The 13,665-nt window shown below is 70.3% G+C and carries 15 protein-coding genes, 1 pseudogene and 1 riboswitch; of the genes and pseudogenes, 6 read left to right on the top strand and 10 right to left on the bottom strand.

Annotation, left to right across the window (positions count from 1 at the left end; all coding sequences use genetic code 11):
• Positions 1–556 precede the first annotated feature (556 nt).
• A riboswitch (cobalamin riboswitch) is annotated at positions 557–762 on the top strand.
• A gap of 136 nt (positions 763–898) precedes the next feature.
• The 5 genes and pseudogenes from ACLFOB_RS05990 to ACLFOB_RS06010 all read left to right on the top strand — a co-directional run.
• Positions 899–1,690 (top strand): DUF4198 domain-containing protein, encoded by a 792-nt coding sequence (locus ACLFOB_RS05990; RefSeq protein WP_410915945.1) that lies wholly within the window; start codon positions 899–901, stop codon positions 1,688–1,690.
• A gap of 4 nt (positions 1,691–1,694) precedes the next feature.
• Complete coding sequence (cbiM, locus tag ACLFOB_RS05995; RefSeq protein WP_410915944.1) at positions 1,695–2,312, top strand: cobalt transporter CbiM; 618 nt, start codon at positions 1,695–1,697, stop codon at positions 2,310–2,312.
• Positions 2,309–2,893, top strand: a complete 585-nt coding sequence (locus ACLFOB_RS06000) for a cobalt ABC transporter permease (RefSeq protein WP_410925478.1) — start codon at positions 2,309–2,311, stop codon at positions 2,891–2,893. Before cbiM ends, ACLFOB_RS06000 begins: the two co-directional genes overlap by 4 nt.
• 54 nt (positions 2,894–2,947) lie before the next feature.
• Complete coding sequence (gene cbiQ / locus ACLFOB_RS06005) at positions 2,948–3,676, top strand: cobalt ECF transporter T component CbiQ (protein ID WP_410917047.1); 729 nt, start codon at positions 2,948–2,950, stop codon at positions 3,674–3,676.
• Between the two features lie 65 nt (positions 3,677–3,741).
• Positions 3,742–4,323 (top strand): annotated as a pseudogene (locus ACLFOB_RS06010) (energy-coupling factor ABC transporter ATP-binding protein); the annotation flags it as partial.
• Positions 4,324–4,326: 3 nt separating this feature from the next.
• Here ACLFOB_RS06010 and ACLFOB_RS06015 read toward each other — a convergent pair.
• The 7 genes from ACLFOB_RS06015 to cbiE are packed head-to-tail and all read right to left on the bottom strand — an operon-like array spanning position 4,327 to position 10,834.
• Positions 4,327–5,646: an MFS transporter gene (locus tag ACLFOB_RS06015; RefSeq protein ID WP_410925480.1), complete on the bottom strand. Its 1,320-nt coding sequence runs from the start codon at positions 5,644–5,646 to the stop codon at positions 4,327–4,329.
• A gap of 55 nt (positions 5,647–5,701) precedes the next feature.
• Complete coding sequence (gene cobF, locus ACLFOB_RS06020) at positions 5,702–6,442, bottom strand: precorrin-6A synthase (deacetylating) (RefSeq protein ID WP_410925482.1); 741 nt, start codon at positions 6,440–6,442, stop codon at positions 5,702–5,704.
• A complete protein-coding gene (cobA, locus tag ACLFOB_RS06025; RefSeq protein ID WP_410925484.1) occupies positions 6,439–7,170 on the bottom strand; it encodes a uroporphyrinogen-III C-methyltransferase in 732 nt (243 codons plus the stop codon). The genes cobF and cobA overlap by 4 nt, the downstream gene beginning before the upstream one ends.
• A complete protein-coding gene (locus ACLFOB_RS06030) occupies positions 7,167–8,489 on the bottom strand; it encodes a cobyrinate a,c-diamide synthase (RefSeq protein WP_410925486.1) in 1,323 nt (440 codons plus the stop codon). Before ACLFOB_RS06030 ends, cobA begins: the two co-directional genes overlap by 4 nt.
• Complete coding sequence (gene cobM / locus ACLFOB_RS06035) at positions 8,482–9,276, bottom strand: precorrin-4 C(11)-methyltransferase (protein ID WP_410925488.1); 795 nt, start codon at positions 9,274–9,276, stop codon at positions 8,482–8,484. Before cobM ends, ACLFOB_RS06030 begins: the two co-directional genes overlap by 8 nt.
• Positions 9,273–9,641 (bottom strand): cobalamin biosynthesis protein, encoded by a 369-nt coding sequence (locus ACLFOB_RS06040; RefSeq protein WP_410925490.1) that lies wholly within the window; start codon positions 9,639–9,641, stop codon positions 9,273–9,275. The genes cobM and ACLFOB_RS06040 overlap by 4 nt, the downstream gene beginning before the upstream one ends.
• Positions 9,638–10,834 carry a precorrin-6y C5,15-methyltransferase (decarboxylating) subunit CbiE gene (cbiE, locus tag ACLFOB_RS06045; protein WP_410925492.1) on the bottom strand — a complete coding sequence of 399 codons (1,197 nt, stop codon included), beginning with the start codon at positions 10,832–10,834 and terminating at the stop codon, positions 9,638–9,640. Before cbiE ends, ACLFOB_RS06040 begins: the two co-directional genes overlap by 4 nt.
• Between cbiE and ACLFOB_RS06050 the strand changes: the two genes are divergently transcribed.
• Positions 10,833–11,588, top strand: a complete 756-nt coding sequence (locus tag ACLFOB_RS06050; protein WP_410925494.1) for a cobalt-precorrin-6A reductase — start codon at positions 10,833–10,835, stop codon at positions 11,586–11,588. The genes cbiE and ACLFOB_RS06050 overlap by 2 nt on opposite strands.
• Here the strand turns inward: ACLFOB_RS06050 and cobJ are convergent.
• Genes cobJ through ACLFOB_RS06065 form a run of 3 tightly spaced genes read right to left on the bottom strand, consistent with a single transcriptional unit; the run spans position 11,561 to position 13,664 of the window.
• Positions 11,561–12,313, bottom strand: a complete 753-nt coding sequence (gene cobJ, locus ACLFOB_RS06055) for a precorrin-3B C(17)-methyltransferase (RefSeq protein ID WP_410925496.1) — start codon at positions 12,311–12,313, stop codon at positions 11,561–11,563. The two genes, ACLFOB_RS06050 and cobJ, sit on opposite strands and share 28 nt — an antisense overlap.
• Complete coding sequence (locus ACLFOB_RS06060) at positions 12,310–13,038, bottom strand: precorrin-2 C(20)-methyltransferase (RefSeq protein WP_410925498.1); 729 nt, start codon at positions 13,036–13,038, stop codon at positions 12,310–12,312. Before ACLFOB_RS06060 ends, cobJ begins: the two co-directional genes overlap by 4 nt.
• Positions 13,035–13,664 carry a precorrin-8X methylmutase gene (locus tag ACLFOB_RS06065; protein ID WP_410917031.1) on the bottom strand — a complete coding sequence of 210 codons (630 nt, stop codon included), beginning with the start codon at positions 13,662–13,664 and terminating at the stop codon, positions 13,035–13,037. The genes ACLFOB_RS06060 and ACLFOB_RS06065 overlap by 4 nt, the downstream gene beginning before the upstream one ends.
• Position 13,665 lies beyond the last annotated feature (1 nt).

The raw sequence follows: 13,665 nt of genomic DNA on the forward strand, positions 1-13,665 counted from the left end.
CGGCAGTGCTCCGCCCGCCCAGCGCATGGGCGATGGCCTCCGCGAAGCTACCGAGCGCGGGCGCAAGCAAAAACGCTGAGGAAAGCGCAAGCGGCCTGGGTGTACAAGGTGATAGTCCCGAGAATGATTTCGGGGGACTATGCCCTCCCAGCCGGCACGATCGGCTTCAGCCGAAGGCCGCCGCGGCGGAGTTTCGGCATTTGCGCCCGGGTCGCGCCCGGGTCGGCTGCTGGCGCGCCGGGCCACCAGCCGCTTCGAGGCGTTTCGAAAGCTTCGATTCCGGCGATTCGGGCGCCCGGAGCCGCTATCGCCTCGCTCCGGGCATCGGCGTCGGTGCATGGCGTCGCCCCCGGCGCTCCGCGCGGCGCGCGCCCGCGCTGTCGTCGCGCAGCGTCATGGAACCTCGCCACGGCCTCGAGTTCCGACCCCGCCTGCCGGCGCGGTGAGGGCGGCCCGCGCCGAAAGGTCATGGATGCGGCAGCGCCCGCAGCCGATGGATGGGCGGCGAGGTCCGGTTGGTGTGCGAAACGAATTGACCAGGGCCTGCCGGTGGTGCATCAAAAACCTCGTGATCGGTTCCATCCCTTCCCGGGGTGGAGGCAAGAGGGAACGCGGTGGGGTGTGCCTGCACGTCGAATCCGCGGCTGTCCCCGCAACTGTGAGCGGCGAGTCCGGCTGACGATGCCACTGGAGCGATCCGGGAAGGCCAGCCAGGGCGCAGACCCGCGAGCCAGGAGACCTGCCGGTCATGCGTGTCCCCGCAGGGGCACGGCCACCTGGACGCCGGGGAAACGCGTCTGGCATGGGCGTGTCTTCCTCGTGTCGCGCTCCCGCCAAATCTCCCCGTCCGTCGTTTCCAAGCGCGGCGCCTGCGCCGCACGACCGAAAGAGGACGCAGATGACCCTACGCAAGACACTTCTGGCGGCGGCGGCCGCCGCTGCCCTGCCGGTGACGGCATCGGCACATTTCCTGTCGACCTATACCGAAGAGGCCGTGATCGGGAGGCCCGGTGAAATCCCCGTCAAGCTGATCTTCTGGCACCCGATGGACAACGGTCATGTCATGGACCTCGCCAAGCCGCGCGAATTCTACATGATCCACAACGGCGAACGCACGGACCTTCTCGACACGCTGGAACCTGCGGCCTTCGAGGGTGCCGAGAACACCGGCGAGGCCTTTCTCGGCTCCGTGCCGGTCCGCCGGTCGGGGGACTACGTGCTCGTGACCGTGCCCGAGCCCTATTACGAGGAATCCGAGGATATCCATATCCAGCAGATCACGCGGGTGTTCCTGAACCGCAACGGGCTGCCCACGGACTGGGACGCGATCATGGGCCTGCCGGCCGAGATCCAGCCGCTGAACCGGCCCTACAACGTGCTGGTCGGTTCGACCTTCACGGGGCGGGTCCTGTCCGAGGGCGAACCCGTTCCGGGCGCCGAGATCGAGATCGAATACCTGGCGTCCGAGCCCGACATCGCGGACAGCGCCACGACCGATGCGACGGTCACGCCGCCCGCAGGCGGCACGCTGGTCGCGATCAGCGATGCGAACGGCTATTTCACCTTCGGCATCCCGACCGCCGGCTGGTGGGGCTTTGCCGCGCTCGGCGTGGGCACGGAGACCGAGTTCGACGGCACGGAGTTGTCGCAGGACGCGGTGATCTGGATCCACGCCAGCGAACTGGAGTGAGACCATGCACATCGTCGACGGGGCGCTCGCCAACGAGGTGGTGATCGGCGGGGCGGTGCTGGCCGCAGGCGGGATCGCGCTGGGGCTGAACAGGCTGCCGCTGGAAAAGATCCCCGCCGCGGGGGTCCTCTCGGCCGCGTTCTTCGTGGCCTCGCTCATCCATGTTCCGATCGGCCCGTCGTCGGTGCATCTGATCCTCAACGGCCTGGCCGGGCTCGTCCTCGGCTGGGCCGCCTTTCCGGCGCTCTTCGTGGGGCTGCTGCTGCAGGCCGTCTTCTTCGGCTTCGGCGGGCTCACCGTGCTGGGGATCAACACGCTCAACATCGCGCTGCCCGCGGTGCTGGCGGGGCTGCTCTTCGGTCCGCTGATCGCGCGCGCCTCGCCGCTGGCGGGCGCCGTCTGGGCCGGGATCGGCGGGGCCTTCGCCATCGCGGCGACGACGCTACTGGTCGCGGTTTCCCTGGTGCTGTCGGGCGACGCCTTCGTGCCGGCCGCGCAGTTCGTCTTCCTTGCCCATATCCCGGTGATGGCGGTCGAGGCGCTGCTGTCGGCGTCGGCCGTCTATCTCGCGCGGCAGGTCAAGCCGGACCTTTTCGACGCCATCAAGGGAGCCAGGGCATGATCCGGATCGTGTTTCTCGGCCTGATCCTTGCCGCCATGCCGCTCGCGGCAACGGCGCACAACGTCATTGCCTCGGTCTTCCCGGCGGGACGCGACATCGAGGGGGAAATCGGGTTCTCGAACGGTTCAATGGCCGACGATCAGCGTGTCGAGGTTTTCGACGCCCAGGGCACCAGGCTGGGCGAGACCGTGACGGACGAGGACGGATTCTTCCTCTACACGCCCACCGAGCCGGTCACCCATGTCTTTCGCGCCGATCTCGGGGCCGGGCACGTCGCGGAGATGACCATGCCGGCCGAAGAGGTCGCCGCGATCATGGGGGTCGCCGCGCCCGAGAGCGACCCGGCCGAGACCGCGCCCGACGCCCCCGCGGAGGGTGCCGCCCCGGCCGCATCGCTGACGGAGGAGGAACGCGCGGCCATCGCCGAGATCGTGCGGTCGGAACTGCGCCCGCTGCGGCAGGAAATCGCCGCCGACAGGACCCGGAACGACCTTCAGACCATCCTTGGCGGGATCGGCTATATCATGGGGCTCTTCGGGCTGGGGTTCTACCTCGCGGCGCGCCGCAGGCTGGCGGCCTGATCCTTGGCGTCGATCCTTTCGCCGCAGGCGGCCGTTCCGGGGCCGAACGGGGAGGTGCCCGGCTGGCTTGGCGCAATCGACCCGCGCATGCGCATCGTCGTGGCGGCAACCTTTGCCGTCGTGGTCGTTGCCTGCACCCGGATCGACACGCTCGCGCTCGCCTTCGGCCTCTCGGTCGCGCTGCTGCTGGCCTCGCGCCTGCCCCTTCGCCGCACGCTCGGGCGGATGGCGGCGATGGACGGGTTCATCCTGTTCATGCTGGTCCTGCTGCCCTTCACCGTGCCCGGGGATGCGATCTTCACGCTCTGGGGCTTCACCGCCAGCTGGCAGGGCGTGCTGCGCGCCGTCGAGATCGCGCTGACGGCCAACGCCGTGGTGCTTGCGCTGCTGGTGCTGGTCGGCACGATGGAACCGGTCACGCTGGGTCATGCGCTCCATGCGCTGAAGATGCCCGAAAGGCTGGTCCACCTTCTGATGTTCTCGATCCGCTACATCGACACCCTGCGCGAGGAATATCTGCGCCTGAGAACCGCGATGAAGGTGCGCGGGTTTCGTCCCGGCACGAACTGGCACACCTATCGCAGCTTCGGCTACCTCGTCGGCATGATGCTCGTGCGCGCGGTCGAACGCTCCGAACGCGTCCTCGGCGCCATGAAGTGCCGCGGCTTTTCGGGGCGGATCGTCCTGCTGCCGCGGTTCCGCGCGACCCGGGCGGACGCCGCCTTCGGCTTCCTTGCCATCGTCGCGGCCTCGGCCCTCCTGGCGCTGGAATTCGCCCGGTGACGGCGATCGACCTGCGGGGTCTGCGCTTCGCCTATCCCGGCGCGGATCCGGTTCTGCGGGATGCCTCCCTGACGCTCGGCCGCGGCGAGCGGCTTTCGCTCACCGGGCCGAACGGCGCCGGCAAGTCCACACTGCTCCGGATCGTGGTGGGGCTTCTGAAACCGGAGGCGGGTGAGGTGCGGGTCTTCGGCACCCCGCGCCGGACGGAGGCGGATTTCGAGGACGTCCGCCGCCGCGTCGGTCTCGTCTTTCAGGACGCGGACGATCAGCTCTTCTGCCCGACCGTCGCCGAGGACATCGCCTTCGGGCCGCTCAATCTCGGCCGCAGCCGGGACGAGGCGCTGGCCATCGTCGAGGACGTGCTGGCCCGGCTGGACCTGGCTCATCTGCGCGACCGGATCACCCATCACCTGTCGGGGGGCGAAAAGCGGCTGGTCACGCTGGCGACCGTGCTCGCGATGGAGCCCGAGGTGCTGCTGCTCGACGAGCCCACCAACGCGCTCGATCCGGAGAACCGGGCGCGGCTGGTGGAGATCGTGAACGCGCTGCCCCAAGCGGTCCTTCTGGTCAGCCACGATCCGGCCTTCCGTGAGGCCGTCGCGCCCTGCGCGCTGCACCTGTCAGAAGGACGGCTGCTGCCTGTCTGACGCTCAGCCGCTGATCGGCCAGGACGGGTGCAGGTCGTCGATGGTGAAGGGGTGGACATGCCGGTGTTCACCCTGCACATGTGGGTGCTCAGGGGGCAGGTCCGGGTGCTCGTGCGCGATTTCGACCGGGTCATGGGACGGCCACTGCCTGAGCGCCAAGAGAAGTGCGCCACAGGTCAGCGCAGAACAGACACTAAGCGCCACCACCTCCCCACCAAGCGTCATTAACGCACCGGCCAGCGGATAGGTCAGGAGCCAGCAGGCATGCGACAGGGCGAACTGCGCCGCAAAAACCGCCGGTCTATCCTCGGGTTGCGACGACCGGCGCAGTAGCCGCCCGGACGGGGTAAGGACGGCAGAATACCCGATCCCGATAGTCAACCATGCCGCCAGAAGTGCGCTTTGTGACAGCCCAAATGCCCCATCCCAAACGGCAAGGCCAATCAGACCCAGGACCATCATCACAGCGCCGACACACATGACCGGGCGATCTGACATCGTGTCGAGCATCTTTGGCAAAGAGAGCGCCGCCAGCATGGATCCAGCGCCGAAGGCCCCCATTGCAACTGCCACGGCGCTGTCCCCTAGGCCTAGTCCGTCTTTGACCAGAACCACCGTATTGACGAGCACCATGGCACCCGCCGCAGACACCGCCATTGAAAACGCGAGAAGCCCCCGCAGGCGCGGAGTCTTGAAATAGATTCGAATACCGCGGGTTGTGCGGTCGTAGAACCCGCGCGATGCAGACGGTTTCGGCGTTGGAAGGACCACCGAGACGACAAGGGCTGCCGAGGCCGCGAAGCCTGCCACCGTCCCGAGGAACAGCGTGTCGTAGGAAAACGCGACGAGGAGAAGCGCAGCCAGAGCCGGGCTCAGGAGCGACTCCAAATCATAGGCCAACCGCGACAGGGACAGGGCACGGGTATAGCGGTCTTCTTCTGGAAGGACGTCTGGGATCGTCGCCTGAAAAATCGGCGTGAAGGCCGCCGAGGCCGCTTGGAGAATAAGGATCAAGACAAAGACCTGCCAGACCTCGGAGACGATCGGCAGGCAAAGCGCGACAGCGGCACGCACCAGATCCAGCGCCACCAAAACACGGCGGCGATGCATCCTCTCGGCCAGAGCGGCGGCGACAGGCGCGACCGTGACATAGGCCACCATTTTGATCGCAAAGACGGTGCCGAGGACCATCGCCGCGTTTCCGCCCGCAAGGTCATAGGCCAGAAGGCCAAGCGCGACGGTGGCCAGCCCGGTTCCCATCAGCGCGACGACCTGCGCGATCAAGAGATGGCGATAAGTGCGGACTTCGAGGATCTCTAGCATTGTGCCCAGGGCCTTGACGCATGACAGGCCAGCCTCGGTCGCGAGACAGGAGGTGTCAATCCGGCGTCTTGCGCAGCAGATAGGTGTCCATGATCCAGCCATGCCGCGCCCGGGCCTCGGCGCGGGCGTGCAGGATGCGCGGCCCGGCCTCGGCCAGCGGCCCGGCGTCGAGCACCTGTTCGGCCATGCCGAGAAACCCGCCCCACCAGATATGCAGCCCCTCGGGCGGCAGGTGCCGGAAACTGCACGCGCCGTCGAGCATCACCGCGACCGTCTCGGCGCCCTCGGGCCAGCCATGATCGCGCAGGCGCCGACCGGTGGTGACGGTGACGGCCCCGCCCACGGTGTTGAAGGGGATGGCGTGGGCCGATGTCAGGGCCTGCAGCGCCGTGATGCCGGGGATCACGCGCAGCTTCGGGCGCGGCGACAGCCGCGCGGCGATGCGCAGCGTCGAATCGTAGAGCCCGGGGTCGCCCCAGACGAGCAGCGCGACAGGCCCGTCAGGGGTCGCATCGCGCAAGGCCTCGGCCCAGATGACGGCGATCTCGTCATGCCACCTCGCCACGCGCGCGGCATAGGGCAGGCTCTCGTCCCGCACGGGCATGTCGAATTCGCGCACCGGGGCCGGACTGGCGCAGGCGGCAAGGATCGCATGGCGCAGGTCCGCCAGATCGGACTTGTCGGGCCCCTTTCGCGGAACGAGCACCAGAGCCGCCTCGCGCAGCGCGCGACGCGCCTGCAGCGTGACGTGCTCGGGGTTGCCGGTTCCGATCCCGATCAGCCAGAGTTCGGTCACGGCAGGCCCTCTCCCTCCGCCAGGGCGCCGTAGAAGATCAGCGCGGGCTTCGCGCCGATCTCGCCGGCAAGGCGCGCGGCCAGGGCGGCGACCGTCGTGCGCAGACGGCTTGCCTCCGGCGTTCCAACGGCCTCGGCAAGCATCGCCGGGGTCTCGGGCGGCAGGCCGCGCGCGATCAGCGCCTCGGCCAGGGCCGGAAAGGTGCGCTTGCCCATGAAGATCACGGTGCAGGCGCCGGGATCGGCCAGCGCGTCGAGGTCGAGGTCCGGCGGCAAGTGTCCGCTCGCGTCGTGCCCCGTGACGAACTGGACGCGCCGTGCCGTCAGGCGCCGGGTGAGCGGAATGCCCGCCGCCGCCGCGGCCGCGAAAGGCGAGGCCACGCCCGGCACGATCTCGAAGGCGATGCCGGCGCTGCGCAGGGCGATCAGCTCTTCCTCGAGCCGCCCGAAAAGGCCGCCGTCCCCGGATTTCAGCCGCACGATCCGCCCGCCGCCTTGGGCATACTCCACCAGGAGCCGACTGACGTGATGCTGCCGGGGCGAAGGCCGGCCGGCCCGCTTGCCCACGCCCACAAGATCGGCCCCGGCCCGGGCGTAGGACAGGATCGGCCCCGAAGACAGATCGTCGTAAAGGACCGCATCCGCGCGCTTGAGGCGGTCGACGGCCTTCAGCGTCAGCAGGTCGGGATCGCCCGGACCGGACCCCACGAAGCTGACGAAGCCGCTCATGGTGCGTCCTCGGCGATCAGGTGGAAGAAGGTTCCCGTGACATGGCCCCGATGCGAGCCGGTCTCGGGCACCGGGTTGCCGTCGGCATCGGTCACATGCGCCAGCGGTGCGTCCGGCTGGTCGAGGATCGTCGAGTAATGGAACTCGTGCCCGCGGAGCGCCGCGCCCGCCGGATGGCCCGGCATGGGCCTTGCCAGCACGGCCCGGCGATAGCCGAGATGGAACTTGCGCGTCTCGTAGGAGGTCACGAGGCCCAGGAGCCCGGCCATCTCGTGGCGCGCTCCGTCCTTGTCGATCAGGGCTTGGCCGAGCGCCATGTAGCCGCCGCATTCGCCGTGGACGGGCCGCGTCCCGGCATGGCGCCGCAGCCCGGCGAGGAAGGTCGAGGCATCCGCGAGCGCGCCCGCGTGCAGTTCGGGATAGCCGCCGGGCAGCCAGACCAGATCGGCATGCGCCGCGGGCGCCTCGTCCGCGAGCGGCGAGAAGGGCAGGATCTCCGCCCCGGCCGCGCGCCAGCCCTCGAGCAGATGCGGGTAGGTAAAGGAAAACGCCGCATCGCGGGCGAGCGCGATCCGCTGCGCGGGCGGGCGCGGCAGGGGGCCGGCTGCGGCCGCCTGCCGCCCGAGCGCCGCCCGCCGGATCGCTGCCAGATCGACATGTTCGCGCAGGAAGGCCGCATAGCCCGCGATGGCACGCTCCAGATCCGGGTGCTCGACGGCCTGGATCAGACCGAGGTGCCGTTCGGGCAGCGCCAGATCCCCGCGCCGCGGCAGGGCGCCGAGAACCGCCAGGCCCGCGCGCTCCATCCCCAGCCGCGTCAGCCGCTCGTGGCGCGGGCTGGCGACACGGTTGAGGATCACGCCCGCGATCCGCAGATCGGGGTCGTAGCGCGCGAAGCCGAGCGCCGTCGCGGCGGCCGATTGCGCCTGCCCGCCCACGTCGAGGACGAGGATCACCGGCCAGCCCATCGCCGTCGCGGTCTCGGCGCTCGAGCCGAAGCCCGCGCGCCCCCGCGTCGCGACCCCGTCGAAAAGGCCCATCGACCCCTCGGCCACGCAGATGTCCGCCCCCGCGGCGCGCGCGGCGATGGCGCCGAACAGGCCCGCGTCCATCGCCCAGGTGTCGAGGTTGAACGACGCCCGCCCGCTCGCGGCGCGGTGAAAGGCCGGATCGATGTAGTCGGGCCCGGACTTGAACGGCTGCACCTCGAGCCCGTCCTCCACCAGCGCGCGGAGGAGCCCAAGCATGACCGTCGTCTTTCCCGTCCCGGAGGCCGGGGCCGAAACCAGAAGTCCCGGCGGAATGCGGGCGTCAGTCATCGCGCTCGCTCCACCCTGCCCAGGGGCTGTCGGCGCTTTGCGGGCGGTAGCGGCGGTCGTAGTCGGGCGCGTAGAGGCGGCTTTCGCCGAACTCCGTGTCGCCGAGCGCCCGGCCGACCAGGATCAGGGCGGTGCGTGTCATGCCCTCGGGCAGGCGCGCCTCGATGGTGGACAGCGTGCCGCGCAGGATGCGCTCGTCGGGCCAGCTTGCCCGCCAGACCACGGCGACCGGGCAATCCTCGCCGTAATGCGGGATCAGATCGGCGGCGACCCGGCCGAGGTTCTGGATCGACAGGTGGATGGCGAGCGTCGCGCCGGTCGCGCCGAAGGCCGCCAGCGTTTCGGTGTCCGGCATCGACGAGGCCCGCCCCGGCGTCCGGGTCAGCACCACCGATTGCACAACGCCGGGCAAGGTCAACTCCGACCCCAGCGCCGCCGCCGCCGCGGCGAAGGCGGGCACCCCGGGCGTGACCGTGTAGGGGATGCCCAGCGCCTTCAGGCGGCGGATCTGTTCGCCCATCGCCGACCAGACCGACAGGTCGCCCGAATGCAGCCGGGCCACGTCCTCGCCCCGGTCATGGGCAGCCGTGATCTCGCGCATGATGGCGTCGAGGTCGAGCGGCGCGGTATTCACGATCCGCGCGCCGGGCGGGCAGTGCGACAGGACTGTCTCGGGCACCAGCGAGCCGGCATAGAGACAGACGGGACAGGCCGCGATGATGTCGCGCCCGCGCAGTGTCAGCAGATCGGGCGCGCCGGGCCCCGCACCGATGAAATGGACCGTCATCCGTCCCTCCCTTCCGCCAGCGCGCAGGTCGCCATGCCGTCCGCCGAGATCTGCCGCGCGGCGATCAATCGCGCGCCCGGTCCGGCGGCGGCAAGAGCCGCGGCCTCGGCAAGGCTGCCGGTCCCGCGCGCCGCCAGCGATGCCGCCGAGCGCGTTTGCGTCGGTTGGGCTGCGAGCGCGGCGCTGTCAACACCCTCCGTGGGCAGGCCCAGCTCGGCGGCGAGGACGCGAAAGGCCGCGGTCCGGGATTTGTCGCTCGCGGTGGCCAGCAGCCGGACCCGCGACGCGCCCCCCGTTCGGTCCAGCGCGTCGCGCAGGCTCGACAGCGTCGCCGCGCCGCGAAAGCCGAAGCCCGCGACGATCACAGCACGACCCGCCATTGCACGACGGGACGGGATGGCGACCATCCGCGCCTTGCTCCCAACGGCGCCGCCTCGGCCAGCTCGATCCGCAACAGCTCGCCACCGAGACGGGCGCTCCATCCGGCCAAAAGAGCCTCGGACTCGAGCGTCACGGCATGGGCCACCAGCCGCGTTCCGGACGGCAACCGTGCGGCGAGATCGACCATCAGAGCCTCGGACAGGCCCCCGCCCACGAAAACCGCGTGGGGAAGATCGAGCCCCGCCAGCGCCCCGGGTGCCTGCCCCTCGACGACGCTCAGGCGGTCGAGCCCGAAGCGGTCCGCGTTGGCCCGGATACGGGCGGCGCGCTCGGGGCGCGGTTCGATGGCGGTGGCTTGCAGGCTGCGATCGGCAAGGCACCATTCGATGCCGATCGACCCCGACCCGCCGCCGATGTCCCACAGGCGCTCGCCCGGCATCGGCGCAAGGGCCGACAGCGCCAGCGCACGCACCGGCCGCTTGGTGATCTGCCCGTCGGTCTCGAAGAACCTGTCCGAAATGCCCGAGACACGAGGCAGAACCGTGCCGCTGCCCGCCACGTCCAGCGCAACGCAGACAGGGTGGCTGAACGTGCCCGACAGGTCCGCGGCCGTCGCCATGCTCACCCGCTCGCGCGGTCCGCCAAGCGCCTCCAGCACGGTGAGACGGCTTTCGCCGAAACCCTCGGCGCGCAGGTAGGCGGCAAGATCGCCGACCGCTGCCCCATCGCGCAGGAGCACGATGGCCCGCAGCCCCGGCGCAAGATGGGGCCGCAGCCGCGCCATCGGAGCGGCATGCAGGCCGAGGCAGAGGGTCGTCTCCAGCGGCCAGCCAAGCCGCGCGGCGGCCAGCGAAAAGGTCGACCGGCCCGGCAAGGCGCGCCATTCCCCGGCTCCGAGCCGGGCCGCGATGACCGACCCGGCCCCGAACCAGAACGGATCCCCCGAGACCAGCGCCACGACACGCCGTCCGCGAAAGCCCTCGAGAGCCTTCAGACCGTCGGCAAAGGGCACCGGCCATTCCACAAGCTCGGCGCCGGGGTCCGGCAAAAGCCCCAGGTGCCGCGCGGGGCCCATGACGATATCGGCATCGGCCAGAGCCTCGCGGCTTGCGGAGCACAGGCCGTCCGGGCCATCTTCTCCGAGGCCGACGATGGTCAGCCAGGGAGCCTCAGCCATGGCCTGCAAACTCCTGATCCTTGCCGGAACGACCGAGGCGACGGCCTTCGCTCGGGCCGCCTCCGACCGCGGGCTGGACGGGATCGTGTCCTTCGCCGGTCGCGTGGAACGCCCCCTGCGCCAGCCCCTGCCGCAACGGGTGGGGGGTTTCGGGGGTGCCGCGGGGCTGGCCTGCTATCTGCGCGCGGAGGGCATCACCCATGTGATCGACGCGACCCATCCCTTCGCCGTGCAGATGAGCCGAAACGCCGTGGCTGCCTGTGCCGAGACGGGCGTGCCGCTCGTCGCCCTGACGCGTCCGGCCTGGAGCCCGGTGCCCGGCGACCGATGGATCTCCGTGCCCGACATCGCCGGTGCCGTCGCCGCGCTCGATCGTCCCGCCGCGCGGGTGATGCTGGCCGTGGGGCGGATGCATCTCGAGGCCTTCGCGCCGAACCCGCAGCATTTCTACCTTCTGCGCCTCGTCGACCCCCCGAAAGGCGACCTCCCTTTCCCCCGCGCGGAGATCATCGTGGATCGCGGCCCCTTCGACATGGCGGCCGACCGGGCGCTGATGGAGAGGTTCAGGCTGGACATCGTGGTGTCCAAGAACGCGGGCGGCAGCGGCGCCCATGCCAAGATCGCGGCCGCTCGCGCGCTTGGCCTGCCGGTGATCATGATCGACCGTCCCCCCGCCCCGCCGCGCGAGGAGGTGCATGATGTGGAGGCCGTGTTCGACTGGCTCGCTCACTGCGGGACGGACCTTGGCGTATAGACGATGGGAGAGGCGCCGCGGCGGATGACGCGGGTCGCCGACGAGCCGATCAGCACCACGGTCTGCATGTTCGCCATCTCGGGCGTGGCCTCGTCCAGCCGAACGACCCGCAGATGCTCGGTCGCTGTCGTGACGGACCTTGCGAAGACCAGCACGCGCGCCGGCTCGCAGGACTCCCGCAGAAGGCGCAGGGTGGCGGCGAACCCTTCGGGGCGTGCCTTCGAGCGCGGATTGTAGAGGGCGATGGCGAAATCCGCCTCGATGGCGAGGCGCAGCCGCCGCTCGATCAGGGTCCATGGCTTGAGGTTGTCGCTGAGGTTTATCGCACAGAAATCATGCCCCAGGGGCGCGCCGATCCGCGCCGCGGCCGCCAGCATCGCCGTGATGCCGGGCAGGACGCGGATGTCGAGGCCCCGCCAGTGCCCCGGCCCCGCTTCCACCGCCTCGAACACGGCCGAGGCCATGGCGAAGACGCCGGGATCGCCGGAACTGACAACAACCACGCGGTGTCCTGCCTCGGCCATCTCCAGCGCGTGGCGGGCCCGGGCCAGTTCCTGCCGGTTGTCGGTTTCATGCAGGGTCAGCCCCTCCCGCGGCGGGACGCGCCGCACATAAGGGATGTAGCCCACCACGTCGGTCGCCTCGGCCAGTGCCGCCGAGACCTCGGGCGTCACGAGCGACGGATCGCCAGGCCCCAGCCCCGCGATGACCAGCCATCCGCTCATGGACGCCGCCCCTGGCCATGGACGAGGACGATCGAGAAATAGGGTGCCGCCTGGTCGCCCGCATCGCGCAGAGGGATCACGCGTTCCTCCGCCATGCTGGCGCATTCCACGAGCCAGGCCCGGTCAGCCTTGCCGGCCGCCTCCAGCGCGCGGCGCACCCTGGGCAGGTTGCGGCCGACCTTCATCACCACCACGGCATCGGCGTCGGCCATGCGGCGCGCAAGGTCCTCCTCCGGCATGGTGCCGAGCAGCACGCACAGAACGTCGTCGCCCCAGGTCACCGGGATCCCCGTCGCCGTCCAGGCCGCCGACATGCCGGTGATTGCAGGGACAACTTCGACCGGCACATGATCTTTCACGCGCGTGTAGAGATGCATGAACGAGCCATAGAAGAACGGGTCGCCTTCGCACAGGACCACGACATCCGCACCGCTCTCGGCAAGGGTCCGGATCCGGTCGGCGATCCCGGCGTAGAAGTCCGACAGGTTCCCGGCATAGGCCGGGTCGTCGAGCGGGATTTCGGTCGTGACCGGGTATTCCATCGCGATCTCGACGGCATCGGGGCGCAGCATGCCCTCGACGAGTGTGCGCGCGCGTCCCGCGCGTCCGGCCTTGCGGAAGAAGGCCACATGGCTGGCGCCGCGCACCAGCCGGTCGGCGCGTACGCTCATCAGTTCCGGGTCCCCCGGCCCCAGGCCGACGCCATAGACCGTGCCCGCGCTCATTCCGCGCGGCTCGCGATGGCGTTGATCGCGGCGACCGTGATCGCGCTGCCGCCCAGCCGGCCGTCGACGATCACCGCGGGTGCGGGCTGCGCCGCCCACAGCGCCGCCTTGGATTCCGCCGCGCCGACGAAGCCGACCGGGCAGCCGATGATGGCCGCGGGCCGCGGGCAGCCGGGATCTTCCAGCATCTCCAGCAGGTGGAACAACGCGGTGGGCGCATTGCCGATCGCGACCAGAGCCCCCGCCAGCCGGGGCCGCCACAATTCCAGCGCAGCCGCCGACCGCGTCGTTCCCAGGCGCGCGGCCAGCGCGGGCACCTGCGCGTCCGTCAGGGTGCAGATAACGTCATTCTCCGCAGGCAGGCGTTTGCGGGTCACCCCCTCGCTCACCATGCGCGCGTCGCACAGGATCGGGGCGCCCGCCTCCAGCGCGGCGCGCGCGGCCGCGACCATGCCGGGCGAGAAGCGGATATGCGCCTCCAGCCCGACCATGCCCGCAGCGTGGATCATCCGGACCGCGACCTGCTCCTCGTCCGGCTCGAAGCGATCGAGAGCTGCCTCCGCCCGGATGGTGGCGAAGCTCTCGGCGTAGATCGCAGCGCCATCCGTTTCGTAGGTGTATGGCATC

It is taken from the genome of Rhodosalinus sp., assembly GCF_046542825.1.
In the GTDB taxonomy this organism is placed as follows: Bacteria; Pseudomonadota; Alphaproteobacteria; order Rhodobacterales; family Rhodobacteraceae; genus Rhodosalinus.

What these genes read in the sequence shown, in the direction of transcription:
- ACLFOB_RS05990 (WP_410915945.1), top strand. Translation starts at nt 899, where the DNA reads ATGACCCTACGCAAGACACTTCTGGCGGCGGCGGCCGCCGCTGCCCTG.
- cbiM (WP_410915944.1), top strand. Translation starts at nt 1,695, where the DNA reads ATGCACATCGTCGACGGGGCGCTCGCCAACGAGGTGGTGATCGGCGGG.
- ACLFOB_RS06000 (WP_410925478.1), top strand. Translation starts at nt 2,309, where the DNA reads ATGATCCGGATCGTGTTTCTCGGCCTGATCCTTGCCGCCATGCCGCTC.
- ACLFOB_RS06015 (WP_410925480.1), bottom strand. Translation starts at nt 5,646, where the DNA reads ATGCTAGAGATCCTCGAAGTCCGCACTTATCGCCATCTCTTGATCGCG.
- cobA (WP_410925484.1), bottom strand. Translation starts at nt 7,170, where the DNA reads ATGAGCGGCTTCGTCAGCTTCGTGGGGTCCGGTCCGGGCGATCCCGAC.
- ACLFOB_RS06030 (WP_410925486.1), bottom strand. Translation starts at nt 8,489, where the DNA reads ATGACTGACGCCCGCATTCCGCCGGGACTTCTGGTTTCGGCCCCGGCC.
- cobM (WP_410925488.1), bottom strand. Translation starts at nt 9,276, where the DNA reads ATGACGGTCCATTTCATCGGTGCGGGGCCCGGCGCGCCCGATCTGCTG.
- ACLFOB_RS06050 (WP_410925494.1), top strand. Translation starts at nt 10,833, where the DNA reads ATGGCCTGCAAACTCCTGATCCTTGCCGGAACGACCGAGGCGACGGCC.
- cbiE (WP_410925492.1), bottom strand. Translation starts at nt 10,834, where the DNA reads ATGGCTGAGGCTCCCTGGCTGACCATCGTCGGCCTCGGAGAAGATGGC.
- cobJ (WP_410925496.1), bottom strand. Translation starts at nt 12,313, where the DNA reads ATGAGCGGATGGCTGGTCATCGCGGGGCTGGGGCCTGGCGATCCGTCG.
- ACLFOB_RS06060 (WP_410925498.1), bottom strand. Translation starts at nt 13,038, where the DNA reads ATGAGCGCGGGCACGGTCTATGGCGTCGGCCTGGGGCCGGGGGACCCG.
- ACLFOB_RS06065 (WP_410917031.1), bottom strand. Translation starts at nt 13,664, where the DNA reads ATGCCATACACCTACGAAACGGATGGCGCTGCGATCTACGCCGAGAGC.